At 59.2% G+C, this 24,192-nt stretch carries 33 protein-coding genes; all 33 read left to right on the top strand.

Features of this window, described 5'->3' with window-relative positions; genetic code table 11:
• Positions 1–59: 59 nt before the first annotated feature.
• Positions 60–299 carry a hypothetical protein gene (locus ACEVBK_RS09660; protein WP_375058391.1) on the top strand — a complete coding sequence of 80 codons (240 nt, stop codon included), beginning with the start codon at positions 60–62 and terminating at the stop codon, positions 297–299.
• Positions 296–979, top strand: coding sequence for a phage antirepressor KilAC domain-containing protein (locus ACEVBK_RS09665; protein WP_375058392.1), 684 nt, complete (start codon positions 296–298; stop codon positions 977–979). The genes ACEVBK_RS09660 and ACEVBK_RS09665 overlap by 4 nt, the downstream gene beginning before the upstream one ends.
• A gap of 43 nt (positions 980–1,022) precedes the next feature.
• Positions 1,023–1,178 carry a hypothetical protein gene (locus ACEVBK_RS09670; protein ID WP_375058393.1) on the top strand — a complete coding sequence of 52 codons (156 nt, stop codon included), beginning with the start codon at positions 1,023–1,025 and terminating at the stop codon, positions 1,176–1,178.
• Positions 1,175–1,444: a hypothetical protein gene (locus tag ACEVBK_RS09675; protein WP_375058394.1), complete on the top strand. Its 270-nt coding sequence runs from the start codon at positions 1,175–1,177 to the stop codon at positions 1,442–1,444. Before ACEVBK_RS09670 ends, ACEVBK_RS09675 begins: the two co-directional genes overlap by 4 nt.
• Positions 1,437–2,462, top strand: a complete 1,026-nt coding sequence (locus ACEVBK_RS09680; RefSeq protein ID WP_375058395.1) for a DUF968 domain-containing protein — start codon at positions 1,437–1,439, stop codon at positions 2,460–2,462. The genes ACEVBK_RS09675 and ACEVBK_RS09680 overlap by 8 nt, the downstream gene beginning before the upstream one ends.
• On the top strand, positions 2,459–2,821 hold the full coding sequence (locus ACEVBK_RS09685) for a RusA family crossover junction endodeoxyribonuclease (protein WP_375058396.1): 363 nt from the start codon (positions 2,459–2,461) through the stop codon (positions 2,819–2,821). Before ACEVBK_RS09680 ends, ACEVBK_RS09685 begins: the two co-directional genes overlap by 4 nt.
• Before the next feature lie 11 nt (positions 2,822–2,832).
• On the top strand, positions 2,833–3,183 hold the full coding sequence (locus tag ACEVBK_RS09690; protein ID WP_375058397.1) for an antiterminator Q family protein: 351 nt from the start codon (positions 2,833–2,835) through the stop codon (positions 3,181–3,183).
• A 119-nt stretch (positions 3,184–3,302) separates the two neighbouring features.
• Positions 3,303–4,172, top strand: coding sequence for a TIGR04255 family protein (locus ACEVBK_RS09695; RefSeq protein ID WP_375058398.1), 870 nt, complete (start codon positions 3,303–3,305; stop codon positions 4,170–4,172).
• Entirely contained in the window at positions 4,169–4,816 is a 648-nt protein-coding gene (locus ACEVBK_RS09700) for a hypothetical protein (RefSeq protein WP_375058399.1), read from the top strand. Before ACEVBK_RS09695 ends, ACEVBK_RS09700 begins: the two co-directional genes overlap by 4 nt.
• A 13-nt stretch (positions 4,817–4,829) precedes the next feature.
• On the top strand, positions 4,830–5,699 hold the full coding sequence (locus tag ACEVBK_RS09705) for a hypothetical protein (protein WP_375058400.1): 870 nt from the start codon (positions 4,830–4,832) through the stop codon (positions 5,697–5,699).
• A 182-nt stretch (positions 5,700–5,881) separates the two neighbouring features.
• On the top strand, positions 5,882–6,232 hold the full coding sequence (locus tag ACEVBK_RS09710) for a phage holin family protein (RefSeq protein ID WP_375058401.1): 351 nt from the start codon (positions 5,882–5,884) through the stop codon (positions 6,230–6,232).
• Positions 6,229–6,624, top strand: coding sequence for a M15 family metallopeptidase (locus ACEVBK_RS09715; protein WP_375058402.1), 396 nt, complete (start codon positions 6,229–6,231; stop codon positions 6,622–6,624). Before ACEVBK_RS09710 ends, ACEVBK_RS09715 begins: the two co-directional genes overlap by 4 nt.
• Entirely contained in the window at positions 6,621–7,130 is a 510-nt protein-coding gene (locus tag ACEVBK_RS09720; protein WP_375058403.1) for a lysis system i-spanin subunit Rz, read from the top strand. Before ACEVBK_RS09715 ends, ACEVBK_RS09720 begins: the two co-directional genes overlap by 4 nt.
• Before the next feature lie 135 nt (positions 7,131–7,265).
• Complete coding sequence (locus ACEVBK_RS09725; protein ID WP_375058404.1) at positions 7,266–7,619, top strand: HNH endonuclease; 354 nt, start codon at positions 7,266–7,268, stop codon at positions 7,617–7,619.
• A 138-nt stretch (positions 7,620–7,757) separates the two neighbouring features.
• Positions 7,758–8,231 carry a phage terminase small subunit P27 family gene (locus tag ACEVBK_RS09730; protein WP_375058405.1) on the top strand — a complete coding sequence of 158 codons (474 nt, stop codon included), beginning with the start codon at positions 7,758–7,760 and terminating at the stop codon, positions 8,229–8,231.
• 3 nt (positions 8,232–8,234) lie between these two features.
• Positions 8,235–9,950, top strand: coding sequence for a terminase large subunit (locus ACEVBK_RS09735; protein ID WP_375058406.1), 1,716 nt, complete (start codon positions 8,235–8,237; stop codon positions 9,948–9,950).
• Positions 9,944–10,123: a hypothetical protein gene (locus ACEVBK_RS09740; RefSeq protein ID WP_375058407.1), complete on the top strand. Its 180-nt coding sequence runs from the start codon at positions 9,944–9,946 to the stop codon at positions 10,121–10,123. The genes ACEVBK_RS09735 and ACEVBK_RS09740 overlap by 7 nt, the downstream gene beginning before the upstream one ends.
• Positions 10,123–11,382 (top strand): phage portal protein, encoded by a 1,260-nt coding sequence (locus ACEVBK_RS09745; RefSeq protein WP_375058408.1) that lies wholly within the window; start codon positions 10,123–10,125, stop codon positions 11,380–11,382. Before ACEVBK_RS09740 ends, ACEVBK_RS09745 begins: the two co-directional genes overlap by 1 nt.
• Positions 11,370–12,320, top strand: coding sequence for a S49 family peptidase (locus ACEVBK_RS09750; RefSeq protein ID WP_375058409.1), 951 nt, complete (start codon positions 11,370–11,372; stop codon positions 12,318–12,320). The genes ACEVBK_RS09745 and ACEVBK_RS09750 overlap by 13 nt, the downstream gene beginning before the upstream one ends.
• A 69-nt stretch (positions 12,321–12,389) precedes the next feature.
• A complete protein-coding gene (locus tag ACEVBK_RS09755) occupies positions 12,390–13,667 on the top strand; it encodes a phage major capsid protein (protein WP_375058410.1) in 1,278 nt (425 codons plus the stop codon).
• Positions 13,668–13,721: 54 nt separating this feature from the next.
• Positions 13,722–13,898 carry a hypothetical protein gene (locus ACEVBK_RS09760; RefSeq protein ID WP_375058411.1) on the top strand — a complete coding sequence of 59 codons (177 nt, stop codon included), beginning with the start codon at positions 13,722–13,724 and terminating at the stop codon, positions 13,896–13,898.
• 6 nt (positions 13,899–13,904) lie between these two features.
• Entirely contained in the window at positions 13,905–14,237 is a 333-nt protein-coding gene (locus ACEVBK_RS09765; RefSeq protein ID WP_375058412.1) for a head-tail connector protein, read from the top strand.
• Positions 14,238–14,242: 5 nt separating this feature from the next.
• Positions 14,243–14,587, top strand: a complete 345-nt coding sequence (locus ACEVBK_RS09770; protein ID WP_375058413.1) for a phage head closure protein — start codon at positions 14,243–14,245, stop codon at positions 14,585–14,587.
• The gene (locus tag ACEVBK_RS09775; RefSeq protein WP_375058414.1) at positions 14,574–15,008 is read left to right on the top strand and encodes a hypothetical protein; all 435 of its coding nucleotides are present in this window, start codon (positions 14,574–14,576) and stop codon (positions 15,006–15,008) included. Before ACEVBK_RS09770 ends, ACEVBK_RS09775 begins: the two co-directional genes overlap by 14 nt.
• A complete protein-coding gene (locus tag ACEVBK_RS09780; protein WP_375058415.1) occupies positions 15,005–15,742 on the top strand; it encodes a hypothetical protein in 738 nt (245 codons plus the stop codon). The genes ACEVBK_RS09775 and ACEVBK_RS09780 overlap by 4 nt, the downstream gene beginning before the upstream one ends.
• A 12-nt stretch (positions 15,743–15,754) precedes the next feature.
• Positions 15,755–15,913 (top strand): hypothetical protein, encoded by a 159-nt coding sequence (locus ACEVBK_RS09785; RefSeq protein WP_375058416.1) that lies wholly within the window; start codon positions 15,755–15,757, stop codon positions 15,911–15,913.
• The gene (locus tag ACEVBK_RS09790; protein WP_375058417.1) at positions 15,876–16,808 is read left to right on the top strand and encodes a phage tail tube protein; all 933 of its coding nucleotides are present in this window, start codon (positions 15,876–15,878) and stop codon (positions 16,806–16,808) included. Before ACEVBK_RS09785 ends, ACEVBK_RS09790 begins: the two co-directional genes overlap by 38 nt.
• Before the next feature lie 9 nt (positions 16,809–16,817).
• The gene (locus tag ACEVBK_RS09795; RefSeq protein ID WP_375058418.1) at positions 16,818–17,159 is read left to right on the top strand and encodes a hypothetical protein; all 342 of its coding nucleotides are present in this window, start codon (positions 16,818–16,820) and stop codon (positions 17,157–17,159) included.
• Positions 17,160–17,230: 71 nt separating this feature from the next.
• Positions 17,231–17,494, top strand: coding sequence for a DUF1799 domain-containing protein (locus tag ACEVBK_RS09800; RefSeq protein WP_375058419.1), 264 nt, complete (start codon positions 17,231–17,233; stop codon positions 17,492–17,494).
• A gap of 40 nt (positions 17,495–17,534) precedes the next feature.
• On the top strand, positions 17,535–20,714 hold the full coding sequence (locus ACEVBK_RS09805; protein WP_375058420.1) for a hypothetical protein: 3,180 nt from the start codon (positions 17,535–17,537) through the stop codon (positions 20,712–20,714).
• The gene (locus tag ACEVBK_RS09810) at positions 20,714–21,169 is read left to right on the top strand and encodes a hypothetical protein (RefSeq protein ID WP_375058421.1); all 456 of its coding nucleotides are present in this window, start codon (positions 20,714–20,716) and stop codon (positions 21,167–21,169) included. The genes ACEVBK_RS09805 and ACEVBK_RS09810 overlap by 1 nt, the downstream gene beginning before the upstream one ends.
• A 13-nt stretch (positions 21,170–21,182) precedes the next feature.
• On the top strand, positions 21,183–23,390 hold the full coding sequence (locus tag ACEVBK_RS09815) for a hypothetical protein (RefSeq protein WP_375058422.1): 2,208 nt from the start codon (positions 21,183–21,185) through the stop codon (positions 23,388–23,390).
• Positions 23,391–23,402: 12 nt separating this feature from the next.
• On the top strand, positions 23,403–24,185 hold the full coding sequence (locus tag ACEVBK_RS09820; RefSeq protein ID WP_375058423.1) for a hypothetical protein: 783 nt from the start codon (positions 23,403–23,405) through the stop codon (positions 24,183–24,185).
• Positions 24,186–24,192 lie beyond the last annotated feature (7 nt).

The following is a 24,192-nucleotide window of genomic DNA, read 5'->3' on the forward strand; positions in this document are numbered from 1 at the left end:
GGTTTACTTGGGGATGGCGCTGTTCAGCGATACCGGACGCTGGATGGGAGGTGACGACGATGGCAAGTAATCCGGCGCGGATCATGGCCTACGCCCAGGAGCGCAAGCAGTTCAGCCTGCTGGGCATGCACCAGGACTTGGGGATCCCCAGAACGAGCTGTTCCAGCGCGGTAGCGCAGTTGGTGCACAGCGGCAAGCTTATGGCCCTGGGGGATGGCGTTTACAGGGTAGTGGATCGGGAGCGGCACCGGGAGTTGGTGCGGATGGTGATTTTTGGCAAGAGGGGGACGGTGGCATGAGCAACCTGATGAACAGGCCGAATGGCGGGCTGACGATGAGCAGCCGCGAGATTGCAGAACTGGTGGAAAAGCGCCACGACAACGTGAGGCGGGCCATGGACGCCCTTGGGATGAAGGGGTTGATTACGGTTACTCAAACTGAGGAACCGACCCCGGGAGGCGGCAAGCCAGTCACTGTGTACCACGTCAACAAGCGAGACAGCTATGTGGTGGTGGCACAGCTGAGCCCGGAGTTTACCGCCCGCCTGGTGGATCGCTGGCAGGAGCTGGAGCGGCACGCGGCGGAGGGCCCGAAACTGCCGGGTACTTTTGCCGAGGCCCTGCGCCTGGCTGCCGAGCAGGCCGAACGGTTGGAGCAGCAGCAGGCCCAACTGGCGCAGGCGGCGCCCAAGGTAGAGTTTGTGGATCGGTACGTGGAGGCCTCCGGCCTGCAGAACATCAGCAACGTGGCCAAGATGCTGAACTGCGGGCCCATCAAGTTCAGCCGGCTATTGGAATCCGACGGCATCCTGTATCGCTCCGGTGGCGCCCTGGTGCCCAGGCAGGAGTTGATTGATCGGGGCCTGTTCCGGCTGAAGACCGGCGAGGCCAATGGCCACAGCTGGATGCAGACCAAGGTCACGCCCAAGGGGGTGGGTTGGTTGTCCCAGCGTTACGGCACCGAGGTAGACGGGCTGTGACGGAGCCCTGCGGCAACGTGGCCTATCCGGAGCAGACCAGGCCTTGCAGAAATGGGCGGCACTGCGGATCCACCAGGTGCGCCAGGCGCAAACCAGCCGGCGACGGATTGAAGCGGAGCTGGGCGAGATGACAGAACAACAGCGGGAGCGGGCCAGGTACTGGCTGAACGACTACCGGCAGAAGGCAGAACAAGCATGAGCACAACCAGAGCGAACTGGAAGAAACACAAGGCCAAGCAGGCGAGCTTTGCGCGGCAGTCGCCGGAGCAACTGGCGGCCCGGCAGAGCAAGGAGCGGGCGCGGTTGCTGCGCAAGCATTATGAGGCGGGAGCCATCGGCAGCCTCAGCGCCCTGGTGGCACGGGCAGAGGCGGACGAAAGCAAGGAGCTGCGCGGATCGGTGAGCCATGAGGCGCTTCGCATTGTGCTGGAGGCCCGGGCGGCCAAGGCGGGTGGCCATGAGTAAGGCGCTGATCGCCAATCCGGTGTTTTCGGAGGAGCTGGGTCTGCTGATGTTCAACCCAGGGCAGCAGGTATTACAGGCGTTTCGCTCGATACTGGATAAATCACCAGTATTGCTAGCGCCGGCCCCGGACGAGCTGGCGGTATCCGGGCCCGGGCTGGTGGAGCGGGCCGAGCCGGCCAAGCCGCGGCTGAGCGCCGGGCTGGTGCTCGAGTTTTTCCTGCAGGATGCGGTGGCGCAGGCCTTGGGCGGGGCGGAGCGGTTCGCGCAGTGGCAGGGCCGGGCGGATCGGTGTGTGCTGCACGGTGACGACTGCATTGGCTGTATGACCTGGAGCGCCGGGCCATGGCCGGTACCGCTGTGCTGGCATCACGACAATGCCCACCGGGCGGATCCGCTGCCGGCGGTGGCTCGGGTGGTGGAGCGCAAGGTGCTGGCGTTTGGCCTGGGCCGGGTGGCTGAGTTTGTGGGGCGCAACCGGGCCAGTGAGGTGAGCGCGGCGGAGCTGGCCTGGTGGGCGGCGGCTCATGGTGTTCATGAGCAACTGCCCGAGGCACTGGCCCGTAGCGCACTGGGGCGACAATGTGCGTCGCCCGACCGGCATACGGCCTTCGGCTGGCGCGACACCGACGCCCGTTACGACGCCAGGGACCATATTGCTGACCTCAGCGAAATGGTTAAGCCCATCCGGTTTGAGGTGGATCCGGAGCCGGCCAACGTGTTCATGCTGCGGCCCAAGCTGACCCGCTGGCAAAGCGAGGCCTACCTTAAGTTCGTTCGCTCCCAGCCCTGCGTGGCCACCGGCACCACCGAGGCGGTAGAGGCTCACCACCTGATCGGCCACGGCCATTCCGGCATGGCGCTGAAGGTGCACGACCTGATGACGTTTCCGCTGTGCCATCGGGAACACATGCGGCTGCATAACCAGGGCTGGCAGCAGTGGGAGCGGGAACACGGCTCGCAGCTGGAGCATGTACTGGCCACCATCAACAAGGCCGCCGGCCTGGGGGTGTTTGGATGATATCTCTCGAACTGCCGTGGCCGCCGTCCACCAATCGCATCTGGCGCAACGTGGTAGTGCAGGGCAAGCCCCGCACCCTGCTGAGCCAGGAAGGGCGGGCCTATCGTGCCCATGTCGCCAAGCTGGTGCTGCTGGCGCGGGCCAACCGGCAACTGGCCGGGCGGGTGATGGTTGATGTGGTGGCGCAGGCGCCCGATCGACGCGGCCGCGACCTGGACAACATCCTCAAGGCCACCCTGGACGCACTGACCCACGCCGGGGTGTGGCAGGACGACAGCCAGATAGACCGAATACTGGTAGAGCGCGGCGCTGTGAGCAAGCCGGGCCGCCTGCTGGTGGCGATTTCATACGAAGAATAAGGGGAGGGCGCATGAAACAGGTAAAACAACTGCTGGAGAACTGGGGCGTCTGGGCCCGCTGCCGCCTGGGTACCGAGTACGCCCCCGTGGCCATGGGCATGATGGATGCCGTGGAGTGGGAAAGCCGCACCTACCGTGGTGAGTGGAACGACGACATAGCCCTGGCCGTGGACCGGGCGGTGGCGGAGCTGGGCCGGTTTGATGAAGACCTGCGGGAACTGATGTTTCAGCACTATGTGTGCAATGCATCAGCCCGGCATCTGGCGAGGCTGGCCGGCATCCACCACGCTCGTATCGGGCGGGACATTGAGCGTGGTGAGATGTGGGTAGCAGCGAGGTTACACAACGAAGTGTTGTTGTAACTTTATGAGCAGTAAGGTTTTTTATTTTTTGGCAGTTGCCTTCTGGTGGAACTTTTTCTACTTTTATAGTGTCAAAAAAAGTGTAAAATGGATCTGAAATTCACAAGGGCAGATAAAGAATGAAAAAGTTTCTGGAACGGTCACCTCTAGTGCATGCAGTGGTACATCTGAGGTTTTCTGATGTGCCAAGCTTGGAAAAAATGAGTGAAGACAACTTAAGTTCAATTCATTCAAAAATGATTGAGCAAGGATTTCCTGAGAAACTTAAAAGCAAGGCAGAGATCATAGATATTGTTTTTGAACATGATTCATTACATCCAAAACAGAATATAACCACAAAAAATCGTTACCTTTTTAGAGCGTCAGGTGAGCGTGAAATAATTGAAATAACAGGAAGCTCATTGTTGGTAAAATCTTCAAATTATAGTAACTTTGATGATTTCTATCATAAGTTCATTAATGTTTTGAAGAGCTGTATCGAGGTGTTTCCTGAGTTTAACAGTGCGTTAATGAAAAATGTAGGGGTTCGGTATGTTAATGTTATTGCTCCTAAGGGCTCTAGAAACCTAACAGATTATATGCAAGAGTGGTTATTGCCCCCTTGTGTAAAAGGAATGTCAGATTTTAATCATCTTCATGGAGTGGCTGTAAAGTTATTTGAGACAGGGAAAGATCAAGTTTTACGTCTACAATTTGATGAATTGAAGTCACATGATGGTCGAGTAATGAAGGTGTTACCTGACAATCTTATAGAGAGAGATAAAGATTGCGGGTTGATTATTAGTGGTCAGGACAGTTGGATGTCAGTTGGTGGCGGAACGTACGGCTTATTAGATGTTGACCATATTCACAATTTTCAAGCTAGCCCTGTAATGAATCCCGATGATATCGGGCGAGTAATAATTAGTTTGCATGATGGTGCGGAAAAAGTTTTCTGGAGTGCGATATCGGAAGTGGCTAAGAATGAATGGGGTTATTCGGAGGGATGAGTATGTGGAGTAGCACAACTGTGAGGGCGGATATAAGTGACGGGCTTAAAGCTACGTTGTTCAATTCCGCGTCGATGTGTGATGACACACCAGACTTGATATCTAGAGATTTGGAAAATCTCTATTTATTTCGTACTAATTTGCGTGATGGCCATTGGGTTAGTTATGCTGATATAGTACCTCTGGGATCTTCTATTCAAGGATTTCTTGAGTCAAGTATCAAGATTGTAGGTGATGAGTTTATTGATATATCATCAGTTGTTGTTAAGCTGAAAAATATGTTGGGGCTACCTAATAAAGATGTGGCAGCAATTTTTAGAGTGACTAGACAAACTTTACATTCTTATACAAAAGAGAGTGTTTTGACAGCCAGAGTAAGTGAGAAGGTATTGGAACGCTCTAAATCCATAGCCGCTCTAATTGAAAGGCTAGATCCTATCTTTGAAACTAGCCCAGGTTCGCTTGCTAAAAATTATTATTACCAAGGCAGCTCATTGTTTGACCTGATGATTGAAGAAGAATTTAATCAAGAGAAGATCTTTAAAGTGAGTGCTTTTCTTTCTGAGAAGATAAAAGAGGCTAAGAGTAAAAGTAACGTTAGTGGGAATAATAATACTTTGTATGCATTAACCAAGGTATCATAAGGGCGGTGGCATCTTGAATCAGTCACTAGGACAGCAGCTGTATCACGCATATGGTTTGAAGCAAGGTTATTGTATACCTATGGCTGATGTTTCGTCGGAAAAGCGTGAGGCTTGGTCAAAGGCTTTTTCTAAGGTAAACCTTAGAGGTGATACAAGTAAGTTTAAAGATAGTGGTGTTTTTTTAGTTTTATCACAAGAGTGTGACATCGCATGCAGGGATGATCTTTTAGATAGTTCTGTAGAGCTGGTGGCGTGTAAGAAAATAAAAGAAAAAACAGTTTACCCAGGCAATCTTTTTGTTTCTAGTGTTAGGAAGTTTCAATTTCAGATCGGTAGCGATTGGTACGAAGCTAATGTTGAATACATTTTGAATGTTGAAAAGTCTGAAATATTGGAAGTTCTTAGTGAGGCAGGTGAGGGTATACTGAAAAAGCCGAATGATATTTACATGGCTTCAGTTCCAATGTGGCGTGCAAACCGATACATGAGGAGTGCTCTCCCTGACGAGTTTAATGATGTTTTAAACCCGGCTCTAAAAGAGCATATGCCTATAATTGATGATAGTGCGAGGCATGATAACGGGAGTTACATAAAGGCAATTTATGTGCTTGTGGAAAGTGGAGAAATCTCTGGTTGTTATGAATTTGAGTTTTTTGCATTGTTAGATAGTAGTGCATCTAATGAAGTTCTATCAAAAGTTCAAGATGATATGGAGGCATTATGTGACTCCATTTCAAGCTCGCAGGGGTTTTTTGACAAAAGTGACATATATGCTGATAGAGAAACTTCAATATTTGTTTCGTTTCTAATACGGTTTGTTAGGCTCAATGTTGATACTTACTCTCTATCCAAAGGGGAAGATGAGTTTGGGCTGCAAGTGTAAACATAAAAATATGTTTGCTGGTTGGATATCCAGTCTGTATACTTTTTTAGGTAAGTTCGAGTTCTGCGCCTGAACAACACGAGCACGCTTTCTTAGCCCTAGCACATGCTGGGGCTTTTCCGTTTCTGAGCCCGCCACTGAGCGGGCTTTTCTATTTCTGTAGCCAGTATCACGGGCCATCTATGCCAAACGAAAAACTACCACTGCTGCAGCGGCTGGCGGAGGACGGTGGCCCGCTCTGGGGTTATCTCTGGTTCATCCTGCTGGCTGTCTGGGGCGGCACTGCCAATTACATCTCCCGGGCCCGGCGTAACAAGAACCATGTGTTCAGCGCCGCTGAGCTGATGGGCGAGTGGGCAATCTCCGGCTTTGCCGGTTTGCTCAGTGCCTACATCTGCCACGAAATGGGCCTCTCGTTCTACGCCACAGCGGTTACCGCCGGCATTGCCGGCCACATGGGCGGTCGGGCCCTGTTCCTGATTGAAGACGTGATCCGTAAGCGGTTTCCGGTATTGGGGGAGAAAGAAAAATGACATTCCGATTCAGCCAACGCAGCGAGCAGAACCTGCAAGGTGTTCACCCGGATCTGGTTGCCGTAGTGCGCAAGGCGCTTACCCTGACCTTTGTCGACTTCACTGTTACCGAAGGGGTACGTACCAAGGAACGGCAGCGGGAGCTGGTTAAGCGCGGGGCCAGCCAAACCATGAACAGCCTGCACCTGCCCCAGGCGAACGGTTATGCCCATGCGGTGGACCTGGCCGCCTGGGTAGGCGGGGTGCGCTGGGACTGGCCGCTCTATCACAAGATTGCCGAGGCCATGAAGTTGGCCGCCGCCGAACTGGGCATTCCCATTGAGTGGGGCGGGGACTGGACCAGCTTCAAGGATGGCCCGCACTTCCAACTGCCTCGAGGGTACGGCGCATGATAAAGGCGATGCCCTATGTGGCCCCGGCGGTGCTGGCAGCACTGCTGGCCTGGAGCGCTGAGCATTACCGCCTGAGCGCCGAGCTGGCCGCCGTTCGCCGTGACCATACCGAGCAGCTGCTGGCGCTGGAGCAGGCCAACACCGCCGAGCTGGCGCGAGCAACCCGCCGGGCCGAGAGCCTGCAGCAGCAGATCATTCAGCTGGACGAACTGCACACCAAGGAGCTGAGCCGTGCGCAACAAGATAACAATGAGCTTCGGGGTGCTGTGGATGCTGGCGCTAAGCGGCTGCGCATCCTCGCCCAGCGTCCTGCCAGCTGCCCAGTGCCCGGCACCGCCGGCGATACCGGCTTGGGTGATGGAGCCGCCGTCGAACTCAGTGCAGCTGCTGGACGCGCTTATCACCGTCTCCGAGCCGGACTGACCAGCGACACAGCCAAGCTGCAGGCCTGCCAGCAGCTGCTTAGGGCCGTCACCGACGGGGCGGCGGGTCCTTCCCAACCCTGATCGACAGTCCACGGGGTTGCAGACTCGCGGATTTGGAAAATCTTCGAGGTTATAGCTTCGGCAGCATCAGCGGCCTGAAATCCGCATGAATCCTACCAAAAAGGGTGCCGAAGGTGCCGATCATGAGGGGCCCTTATGCCACCAAGAATCCCCAAAGTCTGCCGTAAGCGCGGCTGCCCACACACCACGGTGCACAGCCATGGCTACTGTGACAAGCACCAGTCACTGGCCGGATGGGGAGCCCATCAGGCCGGGCGCAGCCGCCATGAGCGCGGCTACGGCTCCGACTGGGACAAGCGCCGGGAGCGGATCCTGCAGCGTGACCGCTACCTGTGCCAGGAATGCCTGCGGCAGGGGCGAGCGGTTGCGGCCAAGACGGTCGACCACATTGTGCCCAAGGCGCGAGGCGGTACCGATGATGACTGCAACCTGCAGAGCCTGTGCTGGCCTTGCCATCGCAGCAAAACAGCCCGTGAGCGACTGGGGTAGAGGCCCGGCAGCAGCCCAGGGGGTAGGGGGGTAAAAATCCCCCCAGCCTTTGCCCCACAGGGACCGCCGCCCAACTCTTTTCGGATCGCCGCAGGTTAGAAAACTTTTTTTCGGGATCCTTTAGGGAGGGTTTGGATCATGCCAGGACCACCACCGACCCCGTCACACCTGCGTTTGGTGAAGGGGAACCCATCAAAGCGCGCGATCAATAAGAGCGAACCCGCCCCCGAAAAAGGGGTACCCAACACGCCCAAGCACCTGAGCAAGACCGGGAAGTATTGGTTCAAGAAGCTGGCCGCCGATCTGGACGGTCTTGGCGTGTTGACGCTGCTCGATGCCAAGGCGCTGGAGCTGCTGGTCGAGGTGTACGCCGAGTACCGCGAGCACTGCAAGACGCTGGAGGCGGAGGGCTACACCTACACCACCACCTCCATGTCCGGCGACACGCTGCTGAAAGCACACCCGGCCGCCGCCATGAAATCAGATGCCTGGAAGCGACTGCGGGCCATGATGGCCGAATTTGGCATGACCCCGGCCAGCCGCAGCAAGGTAGCGGCCGGCGGCGAACAGGAAAAAGACCCATTGGAAGACTTCTTGAGCAAGCGAAAATAATGAATGGCCACAGTTCAGGACGGTGTCCGCTACGCCGAGCGCGTGGTTGCCGGCGAGATCATCGCCTGCAAATGGACCATACTGGCGTGCCAGCGCTTCCTGACTGACCTGGAGCAAGGCCCCGAACGGGGCGTTTACTTCGACGAGGGTCGCGCCCAGCACGCCCTCGACTTTTACCAATTTGTGCCCCATGTAAAGGGGCGACTCACCGGCCAGCCCATCGAGCTGATGGACTGGCACACCTTCATCCTGATCAACCTGTTCGGCTTCGTTATCGTCCTGATCGACGAGATGACCGGCGAAGCGGTGCTGGATGACGACGGTGATGCGGTGATGGTGCGCCGGTTTCGTACCGCCTATAACGAGGTGGCCCGGAAGAACGCCAAATCGACCCTGAGCTCCGGCGTTGGCCTCTACATGACCGGGGCCGATGCCGAGGGCGGCGCCGAGGTCTACTCGGCGGCCACCACCCGGGACCAGGCGCGGATCGTGTTCGAAGACGCCAAGAACATGATCAAGAAGAGCAAGCTGCTCAAACGGTTGTTCGGGTTCAACAAGCTCAACATCCACCAGGAGCAGACCGCATCCAAGTTCGAGCCGCTATCCAGCGACGCCAACAACCTGGACGGCCTCAACATTCATTGCGGCATCGTCGACGAGCTGCATGCCCACCGCACCCGCGATGTGTGGGACGTATTGGAAACCGCCACCGGCGCCCGGACCCAGCCGCTGATCCTGGGCATTACCACCGCCGGTTTCAACCGGGAGGGGATTTGCTACGAGATCCGCGACTACAGCACCAAGGTGCTGTCCGGCGTGGTCGAAGACGACAGCTTTTTCGCCATCATCTACACCCTGGACGAGGGCGACGATCCCTGGGATGAAAAGAACTGGCCCAAGGCCAACCCGGGTCTGGGCATCTGCAAGCGCTGGGACGACATGCGCCGCCTGGCCAAAAAGGCCCGGGCCCAGGTGGCGGCCCGCACCAACTTCCTGACCAAGCACCTCAACATCTGGGTGCAGTCGGAATCAAGCTGGATGGACATGGCCCGCTGGCTTGCCGCCGGCCGTATCGATCCGCCGGAGCAGCTGCAGCGGTTGCCGCTGTGGGTCGGCATCGACCTTTCGAACAAAATCGACGTGGCCGCCGCCATCAAGCTTTGGCAAGAGGCGGATGGCTCGGTTCAGGTGGCCAGCCGCTTCTGGCTGCCGGAAGGGCGCATCGAGTCGGCGCCCAAACACATCGCCGATCTGTACCGCAAATGGGCGGACGCGGGCTACCTGGAGCTGACCGACGGCGAGGTGATCGACCACCTGCAGATCAAGGAAGAGCTGATCGAGTGGGTGGGCGGCGAATCGCTGCGGGAAATCGCCCACGACCCCTGGAGCGCCACCCAGTTCGCCCTGTCCCTGATGGGGGAGGGGCTGCCGATGGTGGAGGTGCCGCAAACGGTCAAGAACCTGAGCGAGGCGATGAAGGAGACCGAAGCCCTGGTCAAGGGGCAGCGTATCCGCCACGACCACAACCCGGTGATGAACTGGATGATGGCCAACGTGGTGTGCAAGGTCGACCACAACGACAACTACTTTCCCCGCAAGGCGACCCCCGAGGCCAAGATCGACGGCCCGGCCGGCCTGTTTACCGCCATGAGCCGCCTGATCGTGGGCGGTGGCGATGGGGATACCTCCATCCACGACAAATCGGACGTGTTATGTTGATGCAATTAATCGTGTTCCTGGTCGGCCTGGCCGGCGCTGCCGCCATCGCTTTTGGCGCCTGGCTGCTGACCCCGGCGGCCGGCTTTATCGTCGGTGGCGGCCTGGCGGTGTTCTGGTCCTGGTTGATGGCCAAATCCATGGCCAAGGCTGTACCCGCTCCAGGGGGTGACTGATGTTTATCCCCCAGATGTTCAAGGGCACCAGCCGCACCGGCAGCAACGGCGACTGGAGCCGCTGGATCAGCTCCATTTCCGGGCGCACCACGGCGGCCGGTATCCACGTTACCCCCGAGTCGGCGCTGGCCTCCAGCGCGGTGCGCGGCTGCGTGACCCTGCTGGCCGAGTCGGTGGCCCAACTGCCCTGTGAGCTTTACGAGCGGTCGGATAAGGGCGAGCGAAAACGGGCCACGGATCACCCGCTGTACGATGTGGTGCACAACCTGCCCAACCGCAAAGACACGGCGTTCGAGTATTTCGAGCAAACCCAGGGCTGCTTAGGGGTACGGGGCAATCACTACAGCCTGATCGAGCGGGATGGCGCCGGCTACGTGACCGAGCTGATCCCCATCAACCCGGACAAAGTCACGGTGCTGAAAGGGCCGGACGCCATGCCCTACTACCACCTGACCGAGGTCAACGAGATCCTGCCGTCGCGCCTGGTGCACCATGTGCGCGGCTTTTCCCTGGATGGCTACATCGGCCTGTCGCCGATCCAGACCAACGCCGATGTGATTGGCCTCAGCCAGGCCACCGAGGGGCACGCCGCCCAGGTGTTCGCCAACGGCACCACCATGAGTGGGGTGATTGAGCGGCCCAGAGAGGCCGCCCCTATCACTACCCAAGCGGCGGTGGACGCCCTGCTGAACAAGTGGCAGGAGCGGCACAGCGGGCTGCGCAACGCCTTTTCCGTGGCGCTGCTGCAGGAGGGCATGACCTATAAGCAATTGGCCATGGACAACGAAAAGGCCCAACTGCTGCAGAGCCGTAATTTCTCCATCACCGAGATCTGCCGGCTCTACAAGGTGCCGCCGCACATGATCCAGCAGCTGGACAAGGCCAGCTTCAACAACATCGAGCACCAGGGCCTGCAGTTTGTCATTTACACCCTGCTGCCCTGGCTCAAGCGCATCGAGGCGGCGATGATGCGCGACCTGCTGCTCCGTTCGGAGCGGAGCCGGTTTTACATCGAGTTTAACGTCTCGGGCCTACTGCGCGGAGACCAAAAGAGCCGGTACGAGGCCTATGCCCTCGGCCGCCAGTGGGGCTGGCTGTCGGTCAACGACATTCGCCGGCTGGAGAACCTGCCGCCCATCTCCGGCGGGGACAAATACCTGACCCCGCTCAACATGGTGGACTCCAAACAGATCCAGCAGTCGATGAACGCCACCCCCCAACAGATGAAAGACATCGAGGCCATCTTATGCCGCAACTGATCAACTACCCGCACGTCGCCGCCCAGGTGTTCGACGTGCCGCTCTACGCCACCCGCACCGCGCTGGACGCGGTTAAGTCGGTGTTGGTGCCCCGGCTGATGGGGCGGGGCTCAACCATCGAGCTGCCCCAGGCGCTCACCGCGTCCGCGCCCGAGGTGCTGGCCAACAGCGGCCAGGGTCGGGTGGAACAATTCGACGGCATGCACATCGTCGGCAAAATCGCTGTGATCAAGGTGCACGGCTTGCTGGTGGCCCGTCGGGGCCACATCACCCAGGCCTGCACCGAGCTGATGAGCTATGAGCTGGTCCGCAGCAACATTGCCCTGGCCCTGGCCCATGACCTGGTCGAAGAAATCGTGCTCGACCTGAACTCGGGCGGAGGCATGGCGGTGGGCTGCAAGGAGCTGGCGGACTACATCTACCAGGCCCGGCAGCAAAAGCCGATCACCGCAATCGTCAACTTCTACGCCTATTCGGCCTGCTATTTCGTGGCGGCCGCCTGTAGCCGAATCGTGGTCAGCACCACCTCCGGCGTGGGCTCCATCGGCGTACTGCTTGAGCACATGGAACTGTCCCGCTGGGAGCAGGAAGTGGGCCTGACCTTCACCACCTTTTACCGTGGAGAGCGCAAAAACGACGGGAGCCCCCACGAACCTTTGACCGAGGGCGCCACGGCGGCCATCGATCAGCGCCTGGACGAGGCCTACCAGCTGTTTACCGAATCGGTGGCCGAATACCGGGGCCTCAAGGTGCAGGCGGTGATCGACACTCAGGCCCGGCTTATGAGCGCCGCCGAGGCCATTGCCGCCGGCTTTGCCGACGAGCTGATGAGCCCGGACCAGGCCATCAACGCCATTGCCAGCAAATACCAGACCCCGCCGCCGCGCCGCTCCATCCAGGCGCGGGCGGCGGCCATCGACCTTAGCTGTAAGCTCTAGCCAGGCGGCGGAGTACACAACCCCATAGCGGCCTTCGGGCCGCTTTTTTGTTACCGGAGAACCGTAACTATGTTGATCGAAGAACTGCGCCGCAAGCGTGCCGAAGTGAACGCCCAGATCCAGGGTCTGGCAGCCCAAGAGCAGGAAGGCGAGCTCACCGCCGAGCAGCTGACCCAATTTGAAACCCTCAGCGCCGAGTTTGACACCATTAGTGCCAAAATTGCCCGGCTGGAAGCGGCCGAGCGGATGAATGCCCAGCAGGCTGCCCCGGTGAAGGCGATTGGCGGCAAGGCCCCGGCGGTGCACACCAGGCAGGAACTGAAGCAGTACCCCGGTGCCAGCATGGCCCGGATCACCATGGCCATCGCCGCCAGCAAGGGCGATCTGGACAAGGCCGCCCAGTTTGCCAACGACACCATCGGCGACAGCGACGTGGCCATGGCCATCGAAACTTCGGCCGGCTCCGGCGGCGCCCTGATCCCGCAAAACACCGCCGACGAGGTGATCGAGCTGCTGCGCAACCGCACCGTGGTGCGCAAGCTCGGCGCCCGCTCGGTACCGCTGCCAAACGGCAACATGTCCATGCCGCGCATGAGTGGCGGCGCTACCGCCGGCTATGTGGGCGAGGGCGATGATGTGCTGGCGACCGGGGCCAATTTGGACGACGTAAAACTCTCGGCGAAAAGCATGATCACCCTGGTGCCGATATCCAACCAGCTGATTGGCCATGCCGGCTTTAATGTGGAGCAATTGGTGTTGGCCGACATCATCAACGCCATGGCCGTGCGGGAAGACAAGGCCTTCCTTCGCGACGACGGCACCAACAACACCCCCACCGGCATGAAGGCGGTGGCCACCGCCGCCAGCCGCACCGAGCCCTGGAGCGGTACCGCCGACCTGGCCACCATCGACGCCTACCTGGACTTGCTGATGCTCAAGCTGATGGAGTCCAACAGCGTGATGGTGTCCTGCGGTTGGGGCATGTCGCCGCGCACCTGGATGAAGCTGTTCGGCCTGCGTGACGGCAATGGCAACAAAGTGTACCCCGAGATGGCCCAGGGTGTGCTCAAGGGCTATCCCATCCTGCACACCAACTCCATCCCGGCCAACCTGGGCGTCGGCACCGACGAGACGGAGATCTATTTCGCCGACTTCAACGACGTGGTGATCGGCGAAAGCGGCAATTTCACCGTCGATTTCAGCCGCGAGGCCACCTACAAGGATGCCGGTGGCAACCTGGTGTCGGCCTTTGCCCGTAACCAGTCGCTGATCCGCGTGGTGGCCGAACACGACATCGGTTTCCGCCATCCCGAAGGCCTGGTGCTGGGTACCGGCATCACCTGGTAATCCCTCGGCGCCGGCCCGTCCGGCGCCCCTTTTTATCCGTAGTGAGACCACAGCATGACCACACCCGCAGAGACCAAAAAGCCCGCCGCTTCGGCGGCCAAAAAACTGACCCCGGTGCTCTTTATCAAGGCCTGGGGCCGTTACGTAAAAGACGACATCGCCGGCTTCCAGCCCGAAGAAGCCGAACGGCTGATCAAGATCATCAAGGTGGCCGAGGCCTACAAGGGGTAAGCCATCATGATCGCCATCGAGGTCATCCGTGCCCAGTGCAAGGTGGATGACGACATCACCAGTGATGACGCCTACCTGCAGTTGTTGCTGCGGGCGGCGGTCCGGCATCTGGAGGTGCGCATCCAGAAAACCCTGGTACCGCTGGCGGGCTGGGATCTGGAGGTCGAAGACGCCGAACTTAACCAGCCGCTCACCGATGACCTGCAGCTGGCCTTGCTGTTCCTCATTGGCCACTGGTACGGCAACCGCGAGGCCGTGGTGGTGGGCGAGGCCGCCAACTCGGTGCCGCTTACCTTCGATGCCCTGATCCAGTCCTACCTCCCCACAGTGATTGGATAACCGCCATGCGTACAGCCAGAGCCGGCAAATACCGGCACCGCGTTACCCTGGAGTGGTTGAACCCCAACGCCCGCAGCGACTCCGGCGAACGGGCTGATGCCTGGGAGCCGGGCGTCACCGTCTGGGCCGAGGTGCGGCAACTGCGGGGCCGGCTGCTGTTTGCCGCCGACCAGGCCAACAGCGACACCACCGCCACCATCCGCCTGCGTTGGCGGCCGGCGGTGGCCCAGGCCACCGGTAAAACCCTGCGCCTGCGCCACGCCGGCCAGTTGTATCGCATCGACGGCCGCCCCATCGACGTGGACGGCCGCCGTATTGAACTGGAGGTGATGGTACATGAGTGGGTTTGATCTGGATGTAGGCCTGCAGGGCCACGACCAGGCCCTGCGCGAACTCTCCCAGCTGGAACGCCGCCTGCAAACGCGGGCGGTGCGCGCCGGCCTGGTGGAGTTTGTGCGGCCCATCAAGTCCGCCGCCCAGGCCATGGCGCCCAAGGATTCGGGCGACCTCGCCCGTGCCGTGGGCCACCGCTCCCTGCCCAATCGGCTGAAAGGCCGGCTCGGTATCGCCGCCCAAACGGTGGCGCTGCTGGTCGGCCCCAACCGCAAGGTCAAGGGCCGCTGGCAGGGGCGCAAGGGCCTGTGGCAGGAGCACGGCACCGAGCGCATGGAGGCCAGCCCCTTTATGGGCCCGGCGTTGGAGCAGGGCCGGGCCGGCGGTGAACAGCGATTTTACAAGGGGCTGAGCCAGTCCCTGGAGCGAATGCGATGAATAACACTATCAGTGCCGTCCTTGACGCCCTGGCCGGCGAAGCCATCGACGCCCAAGCCTCCAGCCAGGCCGACATCGGCGCCGTGGATATGGTGCCCCTGGTGCGCACCCTGGGCGACCAGGTCACGGCCGGGCACACCTACCCGCTGCGGCTGCCCCCGGATCTGGAGGTGGACCAGCACGGCGTGTACCAGCTCGCCGGCCGGCGCAACATCGAGGCCGACGGCTGGACCATTGCTCGCACCGACACCTGGCTGGTGAGCCTGCGCGCCGCCAGCTTCGACGCCCTGCGGCCCATGGCCGATGGCTTTGTGGATGCGGTGGCGGCCCACACCGGCCCGGTGGGGGCGGAGATCACCGACGCCGCCACCGACTACGAGTTTGACCAACGCCAGTTTCGCGCCCACTTCGAGCTGCAAACCACCGCCCTGGCCGGCGCCGTGGCACCCGCCGCCGCCTTTGTGCATGAGCTGGGCGCCTCGGCCCAGGGTAACGCCCTGGCCACCATGGCGGTGCGGCAGACGGTCACTGAACAGATGGCGGTGGTGCTGGTGGCGAATGCCCTGGAGCTGGAAGGCCTGCGCCTGGCGGCCCAATTCGCCCTGCTGGGCCTGGAGCTTGACGGCGCGGTCAGCCCCCTGGAGTACGGCGGTGGCAGCCAGCTCGGCGTGTTCGGCCACCAGGTGTTCTGGCGCGAAACCTACCAATACCAGCGGGTAATCCGCAGCCACTGACAGGAGACCTCCATGGCATCCGGCGGCAGCTATGTCATTGACGAAACCGGCCAGCGTGTGCTCAGGCAGCGCAGCGGCCACCGCATAACCTCCCCGCCGGCGGCGCCGGCCAAACAACAGAAGGCAAAACCTGATGCTGACACGCAAAAAAGCGCTGCTGATCGCGGCTGAACTCAGCTATGGGGTGCCGGCGGATATTGCCGACGCTACCCTGATCCAGCTGGCCGAACTGGAGAATGCCCCCTATGAGGGGGAGCGGCAACAGCGCACCAGGCTACGCCAGACCTTCGGCGCTAACGCCGATGTCAACGTGGGTCCCTATGCAACTGTGACCGCTACCGTTCCTCTGGCCGGCTCCGGAGTGGTGGGTACTCCGCCCAACTATGGCCTGCTGTTGCGCGCCTGTGGCGCGGCCGAAACCGTGGCCGCCGGCGTGTCCGTCACCTACAGCCCGGTCACCGATGATCACGAGTCGTTTACTGTTTGGTATGTGGAGGATGGCCAGCTGCAGCAACTGCCCGGGGTGCGCGGCACCTTGGAGCTGAGCGCGCCCGTCGGCCAGTTCCCCACCTACAAATTCACCCTGACCGGGCTCTACAAACGGCCGGTGGTCCATAACACCCAGCTGGCTCATGAGATCAGCAACATCGTGCCGGAGTTGCCGGTCAACAAACAGAATACGCCCGTGTTTTCGGTGCACGGTCATCAGGCCGTAGGCGAGTCGCTGACCATGACCATGGGCAACACCGTCACCTACCGCAACCAGATTGGCCATGAGGAGGTGAGCATTACCGACCGGGTCTCCACCTGTGCAGTACAAATCGAAGCGCCCGATCTCGGTACCAAGAACTACTTCCAGGCGTTGGAATCGCACCAGCAGGAAGTGGCGGCGCCCATTACCCTGCAGCACGGCACCGAGCCCGGCAACACCGTCGAATTTTCCGCACCCAAGGCGCAGCTGAGCAGCCTGTCCCGGGCGGATAAAAACGGCCTCGTCCACTACAACATGAACGTGCAGTTACTGCCCACCGTCGGTGACGACGAGTGGACCATCACCATCAAGTAAGGGCCTCAAATGCTGATTATTAAAGACGTGCAGACCATTACAGTGCCGGTCGATATCCTGGTGCCTGGCGACGAGGCGCCCAGCCGCGTTCAGGCCACCTGGAAGTTGTACGACTACACCCCGGCACAAGACCGATTGGCGGCCATCCGCGCCGGCGAGATCACCGACGAGCAGCTGCTGACCGAAGATCTGCTGGATTTGGCGCCGCTCAAGGATGCCGCCGGCAACTCGCTCAAATACACCCCTGAGCTGGGTCTGCAACTGCTGGAGAAGACCTATATCAGGATGCCGTTGATCCAAAGCTGGTTCCCGGCACAGGCGGGCCGCGCCGAGGCCGCCGCAAAAAACTGACCGACCTCGGCCGCGCCTGGGCCGGCGCAGGCCGGGGCGGTAAAAACGAGCTTGAATCGGACCTGGCGGTAATGGGCATCAGTCTGCCGGACCAGCCCGCCGAACCGGAAAGCATTGGCATCTGGCCCGAGCATATCGAGGCCTGGGAGGTGTTCCTGGCCAGCTCCGGCCAGTGGCGCATCGTCGCCGGCATGGCCGGGATGTTTTACCAGGGGCTGGATGCTGCAGCCCTGGCCGCCACCATGGCGATGCTGGGGGTCGAGGACCGCCGCCGCTGCTTGCAGCAGGTGCGGCAGATAGAAAGCGGGGCCCTAGAGATCCTTAACCGCATGTGACCGCCGAAAGGCGGTTTTTTTGTGCCTTAAAGAGGTGGCGATGGCATCGGAATATAAAACCGGCTTGGTGATCACCGGCGACGCCAGCGGTGGCGTGCGGGCCATCAATACCACCAAGACCGAGCTGGATAAACTCAACCAGGATTTTCGCAAGGGGCGCCTCCATGCCGGTGAGCTGGGCTCAGGCTTTGACCAGGCAGGGGGGAAGGCGTCGGCGTTTGCTCGTCAAATCCAGTCTGCCGGCAATGACCTGGGATGGATGGGGGATCAGGCTAAATCCGTGGCGGCGACCATGGGGGGGATTTTTGCTGGCTTCCAGACCGTCAGCCTGTTCGGGTCCGCTATAGCGGAAACGGAGCAGTTAGAAAGAAACCTGTTGCGTACTGAAGCCGTGATCAAGGCCACGGGTGGTGTGGCCGGGGTTACAGCGCAGGAGCTGCATCAGCAAGCGCGGGAGCTGGCCCTGTCCACGCTGCAGTCCACCGAAGGGGTGATGCATGCCCAGCAGATACTGCTGTCTTACAGCAATATCACTGGGGATGTGTTCACCAGGGCCATCGAAACGGCCACCGATCTCTCATCGCTGATCAATGGGCCGCTCAACGGCTCCCTCGAAATGTTGGCGAAGGTGTTGGATGACCCTATCCAGGGCATCAACGCCATGCGGCGTCAAGGTATCTATTTTGATGACGCCCAGCAAAAGGTCATCAAGACCCTGGTGGAGACAAACCGCTTGGCTGAGGCCCAGGGGCTTATCCTTGACGAACTGGCTGGTCAGTTCGGGGGGATTGCTCGGAAAGAGGCGGAAGGTTTTGGCGGAGCCCAGGATACCCTGGGGCAAGCCATTCAGGAGGCGAAGCTGGCCCTGGCCGAGCAACTGTCCCTGATTGAGACTGGTACCGAGATTTACAACCGAGCCGCTGAAGCGGTGTTCTACCTGCGTGACAACATGTCTGATGTTGTTGCCGTGGGGGAGATGGTGGCTGTTGTGCTGGGCGCAAAGCTAACCGGCGCCATTGCCGCTAAAACCGCCGCCACCGTCAAGTCCACCCTGGCGGATCGCGCTGCTGCCGCCCAGGCGGCCCAGTTGCAGCTGCAGGAGCAGCAGGTGGCTGCCATGGCCGCTCGCCGCACCGCCGGTGAGCAAACCGCTGCCGTTACCCGATCCCGGATTGCCCAGCAGCGGGCCCAGCAGGCCCAGGCCGAGGCAGCGCAGCAATTGCGTCAGATCCAACTGACCCAGCAACAACTGGCCGCCGAGCGGGCATTGGAAATGCAGCGGCTTCAGGCGCAGATCAGTGCCACCGGCCGGCAGCAGTCGCTGACCCGGCTGGCGGAAATTCGCCAGCAGGAACTGCGCATGGCCGCCCAGGCCACAGCCGCCCAGCGCACCCTGGCGGCGGCCGAGGCCACCACCACCGGCACCACCCGTGCGTTGACCCTGGCGGAAACCGAATTGGCCCGGGCCAATACCGTGGTCACCACCACCACGGCGGCCGCTGCGGCATCCACCCGCACTGCTTCCGTGGCCCAAGCGGCCATGACGGCCACCTCCCGAACCCTGGCAACCTCCATGGCGCTGCTGGGGGGACCTGCGGGCATAGCCATCATAGCCGCAGGATCGCTTTACATGTTCCGCGACGAGCTATTTCTGTCGGCTGGTCAGGCGGACAAGACCAAGGCGAGAGTGGCGGAGCTGACGGCTGGGGTGGACGACTTTAACCAAGCCGTTCTTGAAACCGAGGTGGCTCGGTTAACTCTGGAGCTCAGCAAGCTGGAGGATAAAGCCAAATCCGTCGCTGTTGAGGTTAAGGATGCAATGGCGGCCCCATCAGGTGCCAGCGGGTTCGGGAATATAACCCCGCTGGCCAAGGCGCTGGGTAAGCAACAAGAGATTACGGTAGAAACCAAGGCCCACAACGAAGCCTTGGAAGAAACAAAGAAAAAGCTTGCGAAAGTGGTGGAGCTCCAGGGCTTGCTCGGCAACCGGCCTGGCAGCACCGGCCTGCCCGGCGCCGACGACGATAAAAAAACCGCGTCGATGCGCGACCAGGCCCAAAAATGGCTGCTGGAGATGCAGCGTTTTAACGCCACCGAGCAGCAGCAGGTCGAGCACTGGCGGCAGGACAGTCTGGCCCAGACCGAGAGCTACTACCGCCAGGGGCTGGTCAGCCACCGGGATTATGAGTTCGCAAAGGTGGCGATCGCCGAGGAAGCGGCGCGCCGGCTGCAGGCTATTGAAGACGAGCGCTGGGGCAAGTTCCTGGGCGGTTCGCTGGCCGAGCTCGGCAAACTGCAGCAGGACGCCCAGGGTCTGGAGGGGCCCAAGGGGCAGCTGGTGCAGCGCGGTATCGGCCGGGAGATTAAGAGCAAAACATTTCAGGGTTTGCCTGAAATCAAGGGGTTGGATGCCCAGTTTTCCGGCCCGTTCGGCGAAGCCCAGCGCATGGAGCAAGAGCGCGAAAAAATGCGCGAGGCCTACGACCAGCGCATTGAGGATTACAAGCTCTATCGCGAGATGGAGATCGAAAACGCGGCGCTCTACGACGAGCAGATCACCGCCCTGGAAGACCGCCGCCGGCAGAACGAGCTGGCGGCGGAGCGGCAGATCCAGCAGGCCAAGCTGCAGGGGGTCGGCGAGACGTTCGGCAGTATGGCCGACCTGGCCAAAGTGTTCGCCGGCGAGCAGTCGGGCATCTACCGCACCATGTTTGCGGCGCAAAAGGCGTACAACCTGGCGTCGGTGTTGATGTCCAGCGTGGACGCGATCGGCAAGGCCTGGGCATCGGCCCCGTTCCCCTTCAACCTGCCGGCGGTGGCCACCACCACCGTGCAGACCGGGGTGCTGCAGGCCATGGTGCAGTCGGTGGCCATGCCCGTGGGCCAGGCCCACGATGGCATCGACTACCTGCCCAAATCGGGCACCTGGAACCTGGAGCGGGGCGAGCGAGTCACCGGCGCCGCGCTGAACCGCGACCTGACCCAGTTCCTGGATCGCGAGAACCGCCAGGGCGGCGCCCGGGGCGGAGCAGGGCCGATATCGGTATCGGTGGAGGTCATCAACCAGGGCCAGCCGGTGCAGGCCCGAACCCGAACCCGGCAGATCTCCGACCGGGAGTTTGTCGCCCAGGTGATCCTGGAAGAGGCTAGCAGCGGCCAGCCCACATCCGGATTTAGCCGGTTCGCGCAGGACCACGGCCTGACCATGAGGGGGTCCTAATGGCATTACCAGAGTACCCGTCCCAGCTGCCCATGCCAGACCTGCCGGGCTATGCCCTGCAGCCGGTGTCGCCGTTCCGGCGCACGCCCATGGCCAGCGGACGGGGCCGCCGCCGCCGGATGTTCACCTCGGTGCCGGTTCACACTCCGCTGACCATCACTATGACGCTGCCGCAGTTCCAGCTGTTCGAGGGCTGGTTCCGCTGGACGATATCTGACGGCGCCGATTGGTTTATGGGCTGGGCTAAAACCAGCCTGGGTGTCGGCCGCTACGAAATGGCCTTTGTCGATATATATCAAGCCATCCCCCTCAGCGCATGGGAATGGCAAGTATCGGCAACCATGGAAATACGAGAGCGGCAGACCATTGGCGAAATTGAATCACAATTCCCAGACATCATCATTAATCAATCACTGTTCGACCGGACCATGAATAAACACTGGCCGGAATCCTGATTTATCGAGGTACATGATGAACAGATTTAATACCGGCAACCCGCTGGATTCCGGTGATCTTCGCGATCTGGACGACAACGCGAAAAATTTAGACGTTGCATCCAATGACATGGAAAATAAAACCTTCACCGACCGATTTGGACGGGTGAGAAAAACTTATCACGCGATCGAAATCGAGGTTGAGGGCTTGCTGGTTGCCGGTGGCCAAATATTCGATGACGAGCCAGCTGGCCGAGCGGCGGTAGAGGATGGCCAGTATTTCTTTGTCGCCAACCCTGACCCAAATATCAGCAAGACACTACGTAAGCGCATCAGTGTGAGCGGATCTGTTTGGATTGCGGATGACCCGTCAGCTGAATTTTTGCAGGTAATTGCTGATGAACAAGTTGAGCAACGTGATGAAATAAAAGTTGCCGTTGATGTAGCATCTGACCCCATCAATATTGGGGCTGAATTCCACTCAAGTGCCAGTGAGAGTGGTGCGGTTGCAGTAGGCATGATTGATGAAGACGGGAATATTCTAAGTTCTTTCGATGAAGGCGGGTTTACAACTGATCTACTAAGGGCAGAGTTTCATTCTAGTAATGACAGAATATCATTAGCAACACTCGATGCAGAAGGAAATATAATATCTGCACATGATGAATATGGTTACCAGGTAAATGAAGCGAGGGCAGAATTCCACTCGGACGATTCACTGATTGAGAATGCAATTATAGATGAGGGTGGAAATCCACTAATAGCATGGGACGGTGATGGGAATCAAATATTTTCACACCAAGGTCCTGAGCCTGAGCCTGAAGCGCAAGCCCTCATCCCATACCTGTCCGGACAGGAACTGAGAGCCGTCGGTGAGAATGACGAATTGGCGGCGGAGCTGGGCGACTACACCGTGCTGGCCACTGCGCCGGGGAATGGCCAGTCGGTACGAGCGGTGATCGACCAGCCACTGATCGGTCAGACTCGCACAGTCAGCGCAGGTCAGGGCCTGCTCATCCCCGATGCCAGCAAGATCCTAAAGCTGCACATCGGAACAGGTCAATCGCTCAAAGTGGGCGCGACGTCAGCATCTACCATGGTCAGCATCGAGCCCGTTTTTCCAGATGAGGCGCTGATGTTTACGCGCTCGGATGGTCTGTCAGATGTCCGTATGGGGCTGGACACGGCTGATGGCGCAAACCCGCCATTGTTGGATCCTGATGTGCTGGTCGACTTTGAGCCACTGGTAGCCCGGGCAGGCCAAGGCGCCGGGTCTCGAGGACAGACACCCATGGAATCCTACGCGGACGAGCTCACTCGCCAGGCTCATGCCCTGGGCATACAGTACCGCTCCCTAAGTTTTGTATCCGGGATGGGCGGCACCGGTTACTCCGGCATGAAAAAGGGAACTCAGGTCTATAACAATATGATGCTGGCAGTGGCAAGAGCCAAAACACTCGCCGCAGCCCACGGATGGCAAGTTGTCGTCGAGGCCGTCACCATCAAGCACGGAGAGGCTGACCAGAACAACAGTAACTATTTCAACAACTTAATCGAATGGCAGCAGGACTTGGACGCCGACATCAAAGCCATTACCTCGCAGCTGGCCGACGTCCACATCCTTATGCACATGCCAAGTTCACACCTTGTTGACGCGCCGCAAGCGACCATAGCTATGCTCCGAGCTCATAACGAGAGCCCCTATCATCACCTGACTGGTGTCGACTATCCCTACCTCGAGTACTACAGCCCCGATTACATCCATTTCCAGGGGCCAGGTTATTACCTTATTGGCGAGGGAGACGCACGCGGGCACAGCCAGGCGCTGTGGAGCCACAAGCGAAAAACGGAAATTGTGCAAATAATCGATGTCGTCCGTGATGGTACCACCGTAATTGCATCTGTAAGTGCACCGGCGCCGCTGGTATTCGACATCGAGCATGTTCCGGAGCGTGATGCTAAGGGGTTTAGGTTCAGAGACAACACGGGAGATATCGCAATTAGCAGCATCGAAATTAACGATGATGGATCCAGCAGCGGAATAGCGACCATTACTGCTCAGCTGGAAAATATCCCGTCTGGCATAAACGAATCTCTTCTGTATGCCATCAGCCCGCAAAGCAGTCCTCGCACAGCGGGAAATGTCCCTCGCGGTAATTTGCGAGATAGCTCAACAAAAATCAGCAACTATGACGGTCGCCAACTTTATAACTGGGCAGTCCATCAAATTTTTCACTTGTAAGGGGTATCAATCATGATCGGTTATCAAATCGCTAGTGGATTCAGGTTGCGGAATGCTAATGGGCAAGGGGCAATGCAGCTTACACCCGAAGGGCGATCCATGGGTGCGATATATAAATTTATGCCTGATGGAAGTAAAAAAAATGCATGGAAATGCATGGCTGACCCAGACCATCTGGTTGATGGCGGGATTAAGAATAGAGCCATTGCAAACAATTCTCTTATTAGAAATACAGGGGTTGTTACAACTGGCACTATATCAGGACATCCATCAATCACCATGGAAACTATTATTCGTCCGTATGCAACCGATTTTGACTTTAACCCTGACGCATGGTCTTCATTTTTTGTCTTTAACACGGATTTAACTGAGGCTGTAGGTGGTCGTGAATTAATTCGACCACTCATTGTAAATACCCCAGGTTATGCACCACGGATAACAATCAGAACGGGTGGGCAGTTCGCGGTTTACGATAGCAATGGCAATGTTCGATTGGAAGCTGCTGGCGTGATACAGAATAACGTCACGATTTTAATGATGGCTACATTTTCAACTCGCAACGGTCTTAAAATCTTTGCTAACGGACATCAAGTCGCAATCAATTCGGCAGATAAAAACCCACTCGATAATCAATATCACGGGGGGCAATTTGAAATGTTCCGCAACAGCCCGACAACAAATACGCAACTGGGAATCTGCGGGGTGCTGGATATCGACCTCGGCTGGCCAGAGCACGCCGGCTACCGACGTGCCATCGAGCGGTTTTTGATGGATAAATACGGCATCACTGCGTAACCAGGGG

This window comes from Zobellella sp. DQSA1 (genome assembly GCF_041950555.1).
GTDB lineage: Bacteria > Pseudomonadota > Gammaproteobacteria > Enterobacterales > Aeromonadaceae > Oceanimonas.

What these genes read in the sequence shown, in the direction of transcription:
- ACEVBK_RS09715 (WP_375058402.1), top strand. Translation starts at nt 6,229, where the DNA reads ATGACATTCCGATTCAGCCAACGCAGCGAGCAGAACCTGCAAGGTGTT.
- ACEVBK_RS09790 (WP_375058417.1), top strand. Translation starts at nt 15,876, where the DNA reads ATGCTGACACGCAAAAAAGCGCTGCTGATCGCGGCTGAACTCAGCTAT.
- ACEVBK_RS09805 (WP_375058420.1), top strand. Translation starts at nt 17,535, where the DNA reads ATGGCATCGGAATATAAAACCGGCTTGGTGATCACCGGCGACGCCAGC.
- ACEVBK_RS09680 (WP_375058395.1), top strand. Translation starts at nt 1,437, where the DNA reads ATGAGTAAGGCGCTGATCGCCAATCCGGTGTTTTCGGAGGAGCTGGGT.
- ACEVBK_RS09695 (WP_375058398.1), top strand. Translation starts at nt 3,303, where the DNA reads ATGAAAAAGTTTCTGGAACGGTCACCTCTAGTGCATGCAGTGGTACAT.
- ACEVBK_RS09770 (WP_375058413.1), top strand. Translation starts at nt 14,243, where the DNA reads ATGCGTACAGCCAGAGCCGGCAAATACCGGCACCGCGTTACCCTGGAG.
- ACEVBK_RS09725 (WP_375058404.1), top strand. Translation starts at nt 7,266, where the DNA reads ATGCCACCAAGAATCCCCAAAGTCTGCCGTAAGCGCGGCTGCCCACAC.
- ACEVBK_RS09800 (WP_375058419.1), top strand. Translation starts at nt 17,231, where the DNA reads ATGGGCATCAGTCTGCCGGACCAGCCCGCCGAACCGGAAAGCATTGGC.
- ACEVBK_RS09735 (WP_375058406.1), top strand. Translation starts at nt 8,235, where the DNA reads ATGGCCACAGTTCAGGACGGTGTCCGCTACGCCGAGCGCGTGGTTGCC.
- ACEVBK_RS09795 (WP_375058418.1), top strand. Translation starts at nt 16,818, where the DNA reads ATGCTGATTATTAAAGACGTGCAGACCATTACAGTGCCGGTCGATATC.
- ACEVBK_RS09710 (WP_375058401.1), top strand. Translation starts at nt 5,882, where the DNA reads ATGCCAAACGAAAAACTACCACTGCTGCAGCGGCTGGCGGAGGACGGT.
- ACEVBK_RS09810 (WP_375058421.1), top strand. Translation starts at nt 20,714, where the DNA reads ATGGCATTACCAGAGTACCCGTCCCAGCTGCCCATGCCAGACCTGCCG.
- ACEVBK_RS09675 (WP_375058394.1), top strand. Translation starts at nt 1,175, where the DNA reads ATGAGCACAACCAGAGCGAACTGGAAGAAACACAAGGCCAAGCAGGCG.
- ACEVBK_RS09775 (WP_375058414.1), top strand. Translation starts at nt 14,574, where the DNA reads ATGAGTGGGTTTGATCTGGATGTAGGCCTGCAGGGCCACGACCAGGCC.
- ACEVBK_RS09750 (WP_375058409.1), top strand. Translation starts at nt 11,370, where the DNA reads ATGCCGCAACTGATCAACTACCCGCACGTCGCCGCCCAGGTGTTCGAC.
- ACEVBK_RS09660 (WP_375058391.1), top strand. Translation starts at nt 60, where the DNA reads ATGGCAAGTAATCCGGCGCGGATCATGGCCTACGCCCAGGAGCGCAAG.
- ACEVBK_RS09665 (WP_375058392.1), top strand. Translation starts at nt 296, where the DNA reads ATGAGCAACCTGATGAACAGGCCGAATGGCGGGCTGACGATGAGCAGC.
- ACEVBK_RS09815 (WP_375058422.1), top strand. Translation starts at nt 21,183, where the DNA reads ATGATGAACAGATTTAATACCGGCAACCCGCTGGATTCCGGTGATCTT.
- ACEVBK_RS09730 (WP_375058405.1), top strand. Translation starts at nt 7,758, where the DNA reads ATGCCAGGACCACCACCGACCCCGTCACACCTGCGTTTGGTGAAGGGG.
- ACEVBK_RS09780 (WP_375058415.1), top strand. Translation starts at nt 15,005, where the DNA reads ATGAATAACACTATCAGTGCCGTCCTTGACGCCCTGGCCGGCGAAGCC.
- ACEVBK_RS09690 (WP_375058397.1), top strand. Translation starts at nt 2,833, where the DNA reads ATGAAACAGGTAAAACAACTGCTGGAGAACTGGGGCGTCTGGGCCCGC.
- ACEVBK_RS09755 (WP_375058410.1), top strand. Translation starts at nt 12,390, where the DNA reads ATGTTGATCGAAGAACTGCGCCGCAAGCGTGCCGAAGTGAACGCCCAG.
- ACEVBK_RS09720 (WP_375058403.1), top strand. Translation starts at nt 6,621, where the DNA reads ATGATAAAGGCGATGCCCTATGTGGCCCCGGCGGTGCTGGCAGCACTG.
- ACEVBK_RS09765 (WP_375058412.1), top strand. Translation starts at nt 13,905, where the DNA reads ATGATCGCCATCGAGGTCATCCGTGCCCAGTGCAAGGTGGATGACGAC.
- ACEVBK_RS09820 (WP_375058423.1), top strand. Translation starts at nt 23,403, where the DNA reads ATGATCGGTTATCAAATCGCTAGTGGATTCAGGTTGCGGAATGCTAAT.
- ACEVBK_RS09740 (WP_375058407.1), top strand. Translation starts at nt 9,944, where the DNA reads ATGTTGATGCAATTAATCGTGTTCCTGGTCGGCCTGGCCGGCGCTGCC.
- ACEVBK_RS09685 (WP_375058396.1), top strand. Translation starts at nt 2,459, where the DNA reads ATGATATCTCTCGAACTGCCGTGGCCGCCGTCCACCAATCGCATCTGG.
- ACEVBK_RS09700 (WP_375058399.1), top strand. Translation starts at nt 4,169, where the DNA reads ATGAGTATGTGGAGTAGCACAACTGTGAGGGCGGATATAAGTGACGGG.
- ACEVBK_RS09760 (WP_375058411.1), top strand. Translation starts at nt 13,722, where the DNA reads ATGACCACACCCGCAGAGACCAAAAAGCCCGCCGCTTCGGCGGCCAAA.
- ACEVBK_RS09745 (WP_375058408.1), top strand. Translation starts at nt 10,123, where the DNA reads ATGTTTATCCCCCAGATGTTCAAGGGCACCAGCCGCACCGGCAGCAAC.
- ACEVBK_RS09785 (WP_375058416.1), top strand. Translation starts at nt 15,755, where the DNA reads ATGGCATCCGGCGGCAGCTATGTCATTGACGAAACCGGCCAGCGTGTG.